Source organism: Streptomyces sp. NPDC087310 (assembly GCF_044744405.1).
In the GTDB taxonomy this organism is placed as follows: domain Bacteria; phylum Actinomycetota; class Actinomycetes; order Streptomycetales; family Streptomycetaceae; genus Streptomyces.
Genome location: NZ_JBIUYF010000010.1, coordinates 124,553 through 135,899, shown reverse-complemented (window position 1 = coordinate 135,899; position 11,347 = coordinate 124,553). Strand labels below are relative to the sequence as shown.

At 72.6% G+C, this 11,347-nt stretch carries 12 protein-coding genes; 5 read left to right on the top strand and 7 right to left on the bottom strand.

The window, feature by feature from the left end; all coding sequences use genetic code 11:
* Positions 1-30: 30 nt before the first annotated feature.
* From ACIO3P_RS33690 to ACIO3P_RS33680, 3 genes are all read left to right on the top strand, one after another.
* Entirely contained in the window at positions 31-225 is a 195-nt protein-coding gene (locus ACIO3P_RS33690) for a DUF397 domain-containing protein (protein ID WP_401851149.1), read from the top strand.
* 11 nt (positions 226-236) lie between these two features.
* Positions 237-551: a hypothetical protein gene (locus ACIO3P_RS33685; RefSeq protein WP_401791341.1), complete on the top strand. Its 315-nt coding sequence runs from the start codon at positions 237-239 to the stop codon at positions 549-551.
* A gap of 101 nt (positions 552-652) precedes the next feature.
* Complete coding sequence (locus ACIO3P_RS33680; RefSeq protein WP_401851151.1) at positions 653-1,900, top strand: NlpC/P60 family protein; 1,248 nt, start codon at positions 653-655, stop codon at positions 1,898-1,900.
* Here the strand turns inward: ACIO3P_RS33680 and ACIO3P_RS33675 are convergent.
* A complete protein-coding gene (locus ACIO3P_RS33675; protein WP_401851154.1) occupies positions 1,897-2,754 on the bottom strand; it encodes an SDR family NAD(P)-dependent oxidoreductase in 858 nt (285 codons plus the stop codon). The two genes, ACIO3P_RS33680 and ACIO3P_RS33675, sit on opposite strands and share 4 nt — an antisense overlap.
* An 89-nt stretch (positions 2,755-2,843) precedes the next feature.
* Here ACIO3P_RS33675 and ACIO3P_RS33670 point away from each other — a divergent pair, with 89 nt between their 5' ends.
* Entirely contained in the window at positions 2,844-3,293 is a 450-nt protein-coding gene (locus tag ACIO3P_RS33670) for a MarR family winged helix-turn-helix transcriptional regulator (protein ID WP_401851156.1), read from the top strand.
* 120 nt (positions 3,294-3,413) lie between these two features.
* On the opposite strand, the gene ACIO3P_RS33665 is transcribed toward ACIO3P_RS33670, so the two are convergent.
* A complete protein-coding gene (locus ACIO3P_RS33665) occupies positions 3,414-4,205 on the bottom strand; it encodes a helix-turn-helix domain-containing protein (RefSeq protein WP_401851159.1) in 792 nt (263 codons plus the stop codon).
* 95 nt (positions 4,206-4,300) lie between these two features.
* Here ACIO3P_RS33665 and ACIO3P_RS33660 point away from each other — a divergent pair, with 95 nt between their 5' ends.
* On the top strand, positions 4,301-5,152 hold the full coding sequence (locus ACIO3P_RS33660) for an NAD(P)H-binding protein (RefSeq protein WP_401851161.1): 852 nt from the start codon (positions 4,301-4,303) through the stop codon (positions 5,150-5,152).
* Between the two features lie 30 nt (positions 5,153-5,182).
* On the opposite strand, the gene ACIO3P_RS33655 is transcribed toward ACIO3P_RS33660, so the two are convergent.
* The 5 genes from ACIO3P_RS33655 to ACIO3P_RS33635 form a co-directional block, all read right to left on the bottom strand.
* The gene (locus ACIO3P_RS33655) at positions 5,183-6,418 is read right to left on the bottom strand and encodes a styrene monooxygenase/indole monooxygenase family protein (RefSeq protein WP_329829418.1); all 1,236 of its coding nucleotides are present in this window, start codon (positions 6,416-6,418) and stop codon (positions 5,183-5,185) included.
* 88 nt (positions 6,419-6,506) lie between these two features.
* The gene (locus ACIO3P_RS33650; protein WP_401791583.1) at positions 6,507-7,145 is read right to left on the bottom strand and encodes a GTP-binding protein; all 639 of its coding nucleotides are present in this window, start codon (positions 7,143-7,145) and stop codon (positions 6,507-6,509) included.
* A 121-nt stretch (positions 7,146-7,266) separates the two neighbouring features.
* Entirely contained in the window at positions 7,267-7,680 is a 414-nt protein-coding gene (locus ACIO3P_RS33645; RefSeq protein WP_401791349.1) for a DUF742 domain-containing protein, read from the bottom strand.
* Entirely contained in the window at positions 7,677-8,183 is a 507-nt protein-coding gene (locus tag ACIO3P_RS33640) for a roadblock/LC7 domain-containing protein (RefSeq protein WP_401791351.1), read from the bottom strand. Before ACIO3P_RS33640 ends, ACIO3P_RS33645 begins: the two co-directional genes overlap by 4 nt.
* On the bottom strand, positions 8,180-11,113 hold the full coding sequence (locus ACIO3P_RS33635; RefSeq protein ID WP_401851746.1) for a nitrate- and nitrite sensing domain-containing protein: 2,934 nt from the start codon (positions 11,111-11,113) through the stop codon (positions 8,180-8,182). Before ACIO3P_RS33635 ends, ACIO3P_RS33640 begins: the two co-directional genes overlap by 4 nt.
* Positions 11,114-11,347 lie beyond the last annotated feature (234 nt).

Here is an 11,347-nt window from a genome sequence, read left to right as displayed (position 1 = left end):
CGCACGTAGGCCCACCGAGGAGAACTAGGCGTGTCCGCCCTCCACTGGCAGAAATCCTCCTACAGCGGCGGCGGGAACGGCTGCGTCCACCTAGCCGCTGCCCCCGACGGCACCATCAAGCTCGTCGAAAGCGACGACCCCGACGTCATCGTCACCACCACCCCCGACAAACTCCACGCCTTCATACTCGGCGTCAAAGCCGGAGAGTTCGACCACTTCGTCTGAGACTGGGACCCGTGAGAAGCGAAAACACCCCCTTCACCGGCGGTCCGCTCGACGGGCGCGTCCTGCCCGTGCTGACCGGACCGACCGGGAATCCGCCGAAGTGGTACGAGGTCCCCGTACCGGCCGCCGACGGCGGGGCGCCCACCGTGTACGCGTATCTGCGTGAGCCCGCCGGGTACACCAAACGCCTCGGGATCCAGCGCGGCTGGAAGTACGTGTACGTCCCCGAGGGGCGCGGGGAGCGGGGTCCCAGGTGGCCGTGGTCGAAGCCACGGGGCTCTGTGGCGTCGCGGCAGGATCCTCCGGCGGAACCCCCGCAGGGGTGATGTCGTTGCGCCACCCCGCCCATTAGTCCGCTCTTCTCATCATCCGACGCCTCGTCATCTCTTAGTACTGGACGCCTCGTCCCGCAACCCGAGGTGATGACGTGTCAGGAAGACTGCTGCGATCCGTCTGTACGGCGGCGCTGGCCGCCGCGACCCTCCTCGTCGCGGTGCCGTTCCCCGCGTACGCCGCCCCGGAGCCCCCGCTCCCGCTCCCGCCCGTACCGTCGGCACCGAGCGCTTCGGCTCCGGCGGCCGGCGCCCTCGGCGCGCCGCCCGCCACCGTCTCCGGGCTGCTCGGCCGGCTCCAACTCCTCTACCGGCAGACCGAGCAGGCCACCGAGGCGTACAACGCCACCGAGGTCGAGCTGATCCGGCAGCGCGTCGAGGCCAAGAAGCTGGCGGCCGATCTCGCCCGGGCGCGGGCCGCGCTGGAGCGGAGCCGGGGGGACGCGGGGCTGCTGGCTCGCCGGCAGTACCAGGGGCAGTCCGACCTCTCCGACTACCTGCGGCTGCTCCTCTCCCCCGACGCCGCGCACATCCTGGACGACGGCCATCTGCTGGAGCGCGTGGCGCGCTCCCGGGCCCGCACGATGCGGGGGCTGACGGCCGGCGAGCAGCGCGCCGACGCCCTCGCGAGCGCGTCCCGTACGGCACTCGACCGGCAGCAGCAACTCGTCGCGCGGCAGAAGAAGCAGCGCGACACGGTCGGCGACCGGCTCCGGGAGGTCGAGAAGCTGCTCGCCTCCCTCAGCGGTACGGAGATCGCCTCGATCGCCGCGCTGGAGAAGTCCGGCACGGAGCGGGCCCAGCGCGAGCTGATCGGCTCCGGCGCCCTCGGGGACACCGTCGGTGCGGCCGGTGCGCCAGGGGCGCCGGGTGCCCCCGCCGGGGCGCGCGGCACGCCGTCCGCCGCGGGCGGCCGGGCGGTGGAGTTCGCCGCCGGGCAGATCGGCAAGCCGTACGAGTGGGGCGCGGAGGGGCCCGGTTCGTACGACTGCTCGGGGCTCACCTCGCAGGCATGGGCGCACGCCGGGCTCGCCATCCCCCGTACCAGCCAGGAGCAGTGGCGCGACCTCCCCCGGATCCCGCTGCGCGAGCTGCGCCCCGGCGACCTGGTGATCTACTTCCCGGAGGCCACGCATGTCGCGATCTACCTGGGCGACGGCATGGTGATCCAGGCGCCGCGCCCCGGGGCGTACGTCAAGGTCTCCCCCATCGCGGCCAACCCCCTGCTGGGCGCCGTACGCCCGGACCCGGGCGCTGCCGCCCTGGCCCCGGCGGCGTATGTGCCGCCTCTTCTGCCGGAGGGCGCGACGGAGGGGTCCGACGCCGGGTTCGGGGAGAGTTAGCGAACGAGTTCGGCCGTGGTCTCCCACAGGGAACGCTGCACAGCTTCGTCCCGCCCGATCTCGGGACAGCGCAGGGGCTTGGCAGTCCTGGCGGCGAAGTAGCCACCGGTACCGCGGGCGAACGCGGGGTCGGTCGCGAGCTTCACGATGATGTCGGCCCCGTGCCGGGGGTCGCCGATGTTCAGCGCGGTGAGGGCCCTCTCCAGGGCCCCGGCGAGCGGGAGTTCACGCCCCAGGCCGGTGGCGTTGAAGCCGGGGCAGCAGCAGGTCACCGCGACGCCCGTGTCCTGGAGCTGACGGCCGAGTTCCTGGGTGAACATGATGTCCATCAGCTTGGACAGGCCGTACCGCGGGCTCGACCCCCGACGCGTGAAGTCTGCCGTGTCGGTCAGGTCCTTCAGCGGGTCGACGGCGCCCGCCCGCAGCGAGGCCCGGGACGCGACGGTGACGATCCGGGCGGGTGCGGATGCCGTGATCCGTCCGCGCAGGGTGTCGGTGAGCACCCAGGGCGCGAGATAGTTCACGGCGGTCATCTCGGCATAGCCCTCGGAGGTGACCCGCTGGGAGAAGGCGTGCAGGCCCGCGTTGTTGATCAGCACATCGATCCGCGGGTAGTGCGCGGCGACCTCCTCGCCCGCCCGGCGGACCTCGGCGAGCAGGGACAGATCGGCCAGGAAGACGTCGATCGGGCTCCCCGGCGCGACCCGCTCGATCTCCTGCCGCAGCGCATCTGCCTTCGGCCGACTGCGGGCGACGATGCCGAGGCGGGCGCCGCGGCGGGCCAGGTCGAGAGCGGCGAGCCGGCCGATGCCGTTCGTCGCACCGGTCATGACGATGACGGGGCGCGCGTCCATGCGGATCTCCCTCTCGGGTAATGTTGAGGTACCTCATCAACATAACACTGAGGTACCTCAACAGTTGAGAGACCGGAGGAGCGGTGGCCGTGAGCGGTCGGAAGGTGACCCCCGTAGAGGTCGGACTGCGGTACCTGTCGCTCGGGTACCACCTGCGGAAGGTGGTCGACGGCGGCATGACGGCGGGCGGTCTCTCCCTTGCCCGTACGAAGGTTCTGCAGGTGCTCGACCGCCAGGGCGCCGTACGGCAGTCGGTGTTGGCACGGGAGCTCGGTCAAGCCCCTCGTTCCGTCACCCAGTCCGTTGAGGCACTGGAGCGTGGGGGGCTGGTCGAGCGGACGGCGGATCCTGCCGACGGGCGCTCCAAGCTGGTGCGCCTCACCCCGGAGGGAGCCGAGGCGCTCGCCGCGGGGACGGCGGCGGGGGAACAGGTGCTGCGAGAGGTGTTCGGGGCGATGGGACGCGAAGAGCTGGCGAACCTGGACCAGTTGCTCGACGCTCTCCAGGCGGGCCTGCCGGGAGCCGCCGGGGATCTTTGACGGCCGGGGTGTCCGAGCCGGCGGTACGGCGGAGTTCCGCGGGAAGCAGGTCGGTCAGTTCCCGAACTGTTCCGAGCGCCAGGAGAGGCCCGTCTCGTACGTCCTGTTCACTGCCGGGTGTCAGCACGGCTGGGCCGCGGGCAGGCGGCCCGCGTGGAAGGCATGGGGAGGGGCTCCCATCACGTCGTGGAAGTCGGCCGTCATGTGGGACTGGTCGTAGTAGCCGGATTCGGTGGCCAGTTGGGCCCATTGGCGCTGGCCGGGGCGGCGGGCGAGCACGCTGCGGACCCGTTCGATGCGGGCCAGGTGCTTGGGCGAGAGGCCGACGCCGTCGGTGAAGAGGGTGCGCAGGTGGCGTTCGCTGACGCCGAGTCGCTCCGCGAGGGCCGGTACGCGTTCGGGGCGCTGGTGGGCCCGGGTGGTCAGGGCCTGGGTCGCCGTGTGGAGGAGGTCGCTCCGTGACAGGTCGGCGGGTGTGCGGGTGGTGAGGCGGGCCAGCAGTTCCGCCTCCAGGTGTTCCAGGACGAGCGCGGGGTCGGGGCCGAGGCGGGCCAGTTCGTGGGCCAGGCGGTCGGCGGGTTCGCCCCACAGGTCGCCGAGCGGGACGACCCGGTCGGCGAGTTCACCGACGGGCACGCCGAGGAGGGGCCGGGCGCGGCCGGGCCGGATGCGGACCTTGAGGCAGAACGGCACGTCCTTGCCGGTGCGGTACGAGGCGCGGGTGCGTGGCCCCATGACGAGCAGGTCGCTGCGCCCGGCGGCGGTCGTACGGAACACCAGCGCAGTCGCCGGGTCCGGCAGGTGGGTGAAGGGCCGCTGCCCGAATCCGGCGACGGTCAGGACGCTGATGTCGGCGATCCACGGCCGCAGAGGTGCCGACGGAGTCGGTGCGCTCTCGTTGGTGACGGTCACCGCCCCACGGTAGTCGGCCCGGAGTGCGCGCCCCAGGCCGCGGGAGTGCCGAAACTTCCTAGAGGCCGGGGCGTCGCGCTGGCAGCGTGGCCGACATGATTCTGGTGACGGGTGCCACCGGCACCATCGGCAGTGAAGTGGTCCGGCTTCTGGCGGAGCGGGGTGAGCCGGTCCGCGCCCTGACCCGGGACCCGGCCCGGGCGAGCGTGCCGTACGGCGTCGAGGTGGTACGGGGCGACTTCGACGACCCCGCGTCCCTGGAACGGGCGGCGGCCGGGGCCGCGGCGCTCTTCCTGCTGAGCGCGCCGGGGCCCGCGGTGGCGCTCCACGACCGGGCGATGCTCGCCGCGGCGCGGGCGGCGGGCGTCGGCAGGGTGGTGAAGGTGTCGGCCATCGGGACCGGTGAGGCCGACCAGGCCGCGGTGGGGTCCTGGCATCTCCCGGGGGAGGAGGCCGTGCGGGCGAGCGGTATGGCGTGGACGCTGCTGCGCCCGTCGAGCTTCGCCTCGAACGCCTTGGCGTGGGCCCGGTCGGTGCGTACGGGAGAGCCGGTCCCGAACATGACGGGGACCGGCGCCGTGGGCGTCGTCGACCCGCGTGATGTGGCGGCGGTCGCGGTCGAGGCCCTGGTCTCGGCGGGGCACGACGGTCGGGCCTACACCCTGACCGGCCCCGAGTCGCTGAGCGTCCCGGAGCAGACCGCGCGGCTCGGCCGGATCCTCGGACGGGCGATCGGGACCGTGGACGTACCTCCCGATGTGGCCCGCGCGCAGTTGCTCGGCTCCGGAATGGACGCCTCCTTCGTCGAGGTCGTCATCGACGGCAACGCGTTCATCCGGTCAGGACGCGGCGCCGTCCTGACCGGTGAGGTGGAACGCGTCCTGGGGCGCCCGCCTCGCGCCTTCGACACCTGGGTGGACGACCACCGGGATGCCTTCAGCACCTGACCGGCGGGGCGGCGGCGGGCCCGGTCGCCGTCAGGCGGCGCCGGCCTCGGCCAGGTACGCGGCCGTCTTCTCCGGCTCGTAGAAGTAGTTCTCGAAGTCCGACGGGTCGTCGAAGCCGTTCGCGAACCGGTCCGCGACCGGCTGGAGCTGCCCCGCCGCGCCGATCAGGCCGAGGACGTGCTCCGGCGGCTCGCCCAGCATCGCGTTGGTCCACTTGGTGACGTGTCGCGCCACCTCCCAGTAGCGGTCGAACGCCGTGCGCATCCACGCCTCGTCGAAGGGCCGGTCGCCGTGTTCCACGATCGAGTCGAGGTACGAGGCGGCGCACTTGGCGGCCGCGTTGGAGCCCTGCCCGGTGACCGGGTCGTTGGCGACGACGACGTCCGCGACGCCGAGGACGAGCCCGCCGCTGGGCAGCCGGCCGACCGGGTTGCGTACGGTCGGCGCGTACCGTCCGGCGAGGGTGCCGCCGGCGTCCGTCAGCTCGACCTTCGTGGCGCGCGCGTACTCCCAGGGGATGTGGCGCTCCATCAGCTCCAGCGTGAGCGAGAGGTGTTCCGCCGGGTCCTTGACGCCCCGGAAGACGTCGAGCGGGCCGCCGGGTATCCCCTCCCAGAAGAGGATGTCCGCGCGGCCCGAGGTGGTGAGGGTCGGCATCACGAAGAGTTCGCCGACGCCCGGCACCAGGTTGCAGCGGACCGCGTCGAACTCGGGGTGCTCGGGGCGCGGCCCGAGCCCGTGGACGTAACTGACCGCCAGCGCGCGCTGCGGGGTGTCGTGCGGCGAGCGGGCCGCGTCGCGGCCGAACATCGAGACGAGCTCGCCCTTGCCCGCCGAGACCAGGACCAGGTCGTACGTACGGGAGAAGTAGTCCAGGTCGGAGACCGCGGCGCCGTGGATCACCAACTGGCCGCCGCGCTGCGCGAAGGTGTCCAGCCAGCCGGCCATCTTGACCCGCTGGTCGACGGATTGGGCGTAGCCGTCCAGCGTGCCGACCCAGTCGATGGGGCGCGAGGCGTCGGGGGCCGCGACGGAGACGCCGAGGCCCTCTATGCGCGGCGCGTGCGACTCCCAGAAGTTGAGCTGGAGGTCGCGTTCGTGCTGGAGCGCGGTGGCGAACATGACCTGGGTGGACATGATCCGGCCGGACCGTATCTCGTCCGCCGTACGGTTGGACATCAGGGTGACCTCGTACCCCCGTGACTGGAGTCCGAGGGCGAGCTGGAGCCCGGACTGACCGGCTCCGACGATGAGTATCTTCCGCATGGGCGGTTCTGTCTCCGTTGCGTGCGTGGTGCGGCGGCGTGCGGCGCGTGGTGCGGCGGCCCGGACGCGTGGCCGGCGCCGGCCGGCACTACTCGGGAGAGAACTCCAGGGCATGGCGTACCAGCGCGAGCAGCGAGTCGACGGCCGTGCTCCGGTCCCGCGCGTCCATGATCAGTACAGGGATGCCCGGCGGAATCGTCAAGGCGTCCCGTACATCGTCCGGGTCGAACGCGTCGGTGCCGTCGAAGCGGTTGACGGCCACGACGTACGGCAGCCCGCAGCTCTCGAAGTAGTCCAGCGCCGGGAAGCAGTCGGAGAGCCGGCGGGTGTCGGCCAGCACGATGGCGCCGATCGCGCCGCGCACCAGGTCGTCCCACATGAACCAGAAGCGCTGCTGGCCGGGCGTGCCGAAGAGGTACAGGACGAGGTCGTCGTCGAGGGTGATGCGCCCGTAGTCCATCGCCACGGTGGTGGTGAGCTTGTCGGGCGTCGCGCTGAGGTCGTCGATGCCGGCGCTGGCCTCGGTCATCAGCGCCTCGGTCTGGAGCGGGGCGATCTCCGAGACGGCGCTGACGAAGGTCGTCTTGCCGACGCCGAAGCCGCCCGCGATCACGATCTTGGTGGAGATCGGTGCGCGGGTACGGTCCAACTGCCAGGTCTGGACCTTCTCCTCGGGCTCGGGCTCTGGCTCCGCCTCGGGCTCCGGCTCCCGTACGGGGTCGAGCACGGTCTCCCGTACGGGATCGGGCCCGGTTTCCCGTACGGGCGCCGGTGCGGCCTCCTGTACGGAAGCGCGCCCGGAGGCGGCGGTGACGTCCGACACTTCGGAGACGTCGGAGTCGGCGACGTCAGAGACGGCGGAGTCCACTCAGCACCCTTTCCAGCAGCGTATGGTCCGGTTGGCCGGTGCCATGACCGGTTCCGTACACACGGATCTTTCCCTGATCGGCCAGGTCGCTGAGGAGCACCCGGACCACGCCCAGCGGTATCTTGAGCAGCGCCGAGACCTCGGCGACGGTACGCATCCGCCGGCACAGCTCGATGATGGCGAGCATCTCCGGCATGACGCGGGACGGGGCCCCGCCGTCCGTCAGTTCCCTGCGGACCTCGCCCGGTTCGAGCGCGGCGACGAACGTCTCCACCAGCAGGACGTGCCCGGAGCGGGTCCGTCCGCCGGTCAGCGAGTACGGGCGCACGCGGGAGGGCCTGCGGTCCGCCCCGCGCACGGGCAGCCGGGGCGCTCCATCGGCGGCCGGGGTCATCCGGTGCCCTCCACCGAGGCGCGTAGTTCGTCCCTCAGCTCCGGGGTCAGCTTGTGTCCGGCCCGGCCGACGAAGAGCGCCATGTGGTAGGCGACGACGCTCATGTCGCAGTCCGGGGTGGCGTGCACGCCGAGCAGCGAGCCGTCGCTGATGGCCATGACGAAGACGCTGCCCTCCTCCATGGCGATCATGGTCTGCTTGACCCCGCCGCCGTCCATCAGCTTGGCGGCGCCGAGGGTGAGGCTGCCGATGCCCGAGACGATGGTGGCGAGGTCGGCGCTGGAGCCACGCGGGCCTTCTCCGCGTTCGGTGGGGGCGGTGGCCGCCTCGGCGGTTCTGTCGGGGTCGGAGGAGAGCAGCAGCAGTCCGTCGGACGAGACGACGGCGACCGCGTGGACGCCAGGCACCTCCTCGACGAGGTTGCTCAAGAGCCAGTGCAGATTACGCGCTTCGTTGCTCAGCCCGTATGTGCCTGTGTCTGTGCCTGCGCCGGTCGCAGTCAACTGCGTGCCTCCTTGACTGTCTCCCCCGTGGTCTCTCCGGTGTCCAGCTCTGGGGTCCGCTCCGAGGGTGGGGTCTGCTCCGGTAGTTCCGCCGCGGCAGCCGGTGCCGCCTCGGCGCTCAGTTCCGCCTCGGCGTTCAGCTCCGCTCCCAGTTCCGCCTCGACATCGCGGCGGCCCTCGATCACTCCCTGCTGGAAGCCGCCGAGCCTGCGCCGCAGGTCTTCCGCGTCGACGCTGCCGGTGCGCGCGGTGGGCGCTGCGGCGGGCTTGACGATGCGGGGGGTGCGCTTCGGGAGCCCTTTGTCGGTGCGGGGTTCGGCGCCAGAGGTGGGAGCGGCGGGGCCGGTGGTGCCGGCGGCCGTTCCGGCCGGGTGCTGGGGCTGCGGCTGCGTGGGCTGCTGGGGCAGCCGCATCAGGAAGGTGTCCTGGTCGACGCCGGCGGTCCGGGGTGCGTCGTCGGGGACGCGCTCGTGGCGGTCGGGGCCGATGCCGTACGGGGCGGCGGGCTCGGCGGGGGCGGGCTGCGCCTGCGCCTGGGCCGCGGCCCGCTCGTCCTCGGCGCGCTTCGCCTCCTCCGCCCGGCGGATCGCGGCCTCGGCCGCGACCACCAGCGGATCGCGCTCCCCGTCCTGGTCCCTGCCCCGGCCCGTACGGGTCGGCAGGGCGGGCGCGCATGCCTCGGCCGGTGCGGCGTCGGGAGCGGGCTGGACCATGACCGGCGGTACGGGGGCGGGCGGCGCGGCCGGGAGCAGCGACTTCGGCAGGACGACGATCGCCGCGACCCCGCCCTGCTGGTGCTCCCGCAGCTCGACCTGTACGCCGTGGCGCGCCGCGAGCAGCGCGGCGACCCGCAGGCCCAGGCCCTCGTTCTCGGCGCCGCTCCCGCCGCCCCGCGCCGGGCGCGGCGGCTCTCCGGGGCTCTCCGGGTCCGCGAGGCGCTCGTTGAGCTCGGCGAGCCGGTCCACGGACATCCCGATGCCCTGGTCCTGCACGGAGAGCATCACCTCGCCGCTCTCCAGCATCCAGCCGGAGAGCCGTACCTCGGTCTCGGGCGGCGAGAACGACGCGGCGTTCTCCAGCAGTTCCGCGACGAGGTGGCTCAGGTCGTCCGCGGCGAAGCCGGCCACCTGGCTGTGCGAGGGCAGTTCCTGGATGATGACGCGCTCGTACCGCTCGATCTCGCTGACCGCCGCGCGCAGCACGTCCACGAGCGGGACGGGCCCGGTGGAGCCGTGGCCGTGGTCGTGGCCGGCGAGCACGAGCAGGTTCTCGCTGTGGCGGCGCATGACGGTCGCCATGTGGTCGAGCTTGAAGAGGGTGGCGAGACGTTCGGGGTCCTGCTCGCGGTCCTCCAGGCCCTCGATGACGCCGAGCTGACGCTCCACCAGGCCGAGGGTGCGCAGCGACAGGTTGACGAAGGTGTGGTGGACGGTGTGGCGCAGCCGCTGGAGCTGGGCGGCGAGTTCGGCCGTACGGTCCTGGAGTTCGGCGCGCTGCTCGGCGACCTTCTCGCGGGCGCCGAGCAGGTCGCTGCGGTCGCTGTCGAGCCGGTCGGCGCGGCCCGCGAGGTCGACCAGCTTGCCGTGCAGGGCGTTGACGGACCGTACGACCTGCGCGAACTCGTCGTTGCGGCCGGTGAAGCGGATGGGCTCCTCGGTGGCGGGCGCGGAGGAGAGCCGGGCGGCACCGATCCGTACGACCGCGAGCGGCCTGGTGAGCGTACGGGCGACGGCGGTGGAGACGCCGACCGCGATGATCAGGCAGCCGCCGAGAAGGGCGAGCTGGAGTTCCAGGCCGGTGACATCGTCGTCACGGAGCTGTTCGAGGCGCTCGATCTGGGCGGCGCCGAGGCTCGACTCGACGCCGCGCATCTGGTCGATCCTGGCGGAGAGCGCGGACTCGACCTCGTCCTGGTCGGCCTTGCGGTCGGCCGCGGAGAGTTCGGGCCGGTCGGTGAGGCGGGTGAGGTAGCCCTCGGCCGTCTTGACGTCGGGCCCGGTGACGGTGGAGGTGAGGGATTCGCGCGCCGCGGTGTCGGCGCTCTGGTCGAAGTCGGCCAGCGCGCCGAGTTCGCGGACGCGTGACTTCTGGGCGTCGGCGCTGAGTTCGTCGCGTACCTGGTCGTTCTTCTTGTTGCTCGCGTCGGCCGAGGACTCGACGGGCAGCCCGGTGACCGGGTCGTACTGGGGGGCCGAGGCGGTGGGGCCCGGCACGGCGAGCGCGGCCAGCAGCAGCCCGCGGGTGGCGGACGCCTGCTCGACGGCGCGGCCGAGCGCGCCGGGGGCGCGGGTGCCGTCGGCCGCCTCGGGCGGGGTGTTCTCGGCCAGCTCGTCGGCGAGGGCCTGGAGTTTGGCGATGACCTCGGAGTACGCGCGGTACGCCTCCATCGCCGAGCCCTTGCCCGTGAGGGCGGCGCGCCGGATGGAGGGGACGGTGGAGAGGTCGCGCAGCAGTCCGGGGGAGGCCGAGGCGGCGGCGTGGATCTCGTCGATCTGGCGGTCGACCCGGGCGCTGCGCGTCTCGGAGATCGTGTACTTGGCCTTCTCCGGGTCCGTACCGCCGGGCTGCGCGTCGCGTCCTGCGGCGATGTAGACGATGACCTCGTCGCGTTCGTCCGCGAGGGAGTGGCCGAGGGTGACGGCCTGCTGGTTCAGCTCGGCGAGGGTGACCAGGTTCTGGGCGTCCTTGAGCTCGGCGGACGCGCTCAGTACGGCGGGGGTGCCGGCCACGACGACCGTGACGCCCACGAAGGCGACCCCGGCGACGAGCCGGTTGCGTACCCGCACCCGGCGTCCTTCCTGAGGCTTCCCGCCTGCTGCGCCGGTGGCCGCGGTGGCCTCACCGGGCGTGCCGGTACCGGTAGGGGTCACAGCGCTGGTGGCCGTGCCGGTGGCCGTGACACTGTTGCCCCGAGGCCGCTTCTTCTGCACCGGTGCTCGCATTCTTGACTCGTCCGCCCATGAAGCAGAGGTGACGGCCGGTCCGGTCTGACAACGCGGTAACCCCACCCCCACCCCTGGTTTGGCTTTCGGCTGTCGACCATTCCAGCGCTCCGGGGGAGGAAGGCGCGCATCGGCCGCTCCGCCACCTGGACGAGTGAACATCACGAGGAGGGGGCGAACAACTCTTCCCCGCCGGGCGGCTGCTGGAACATGGCGTGCCAG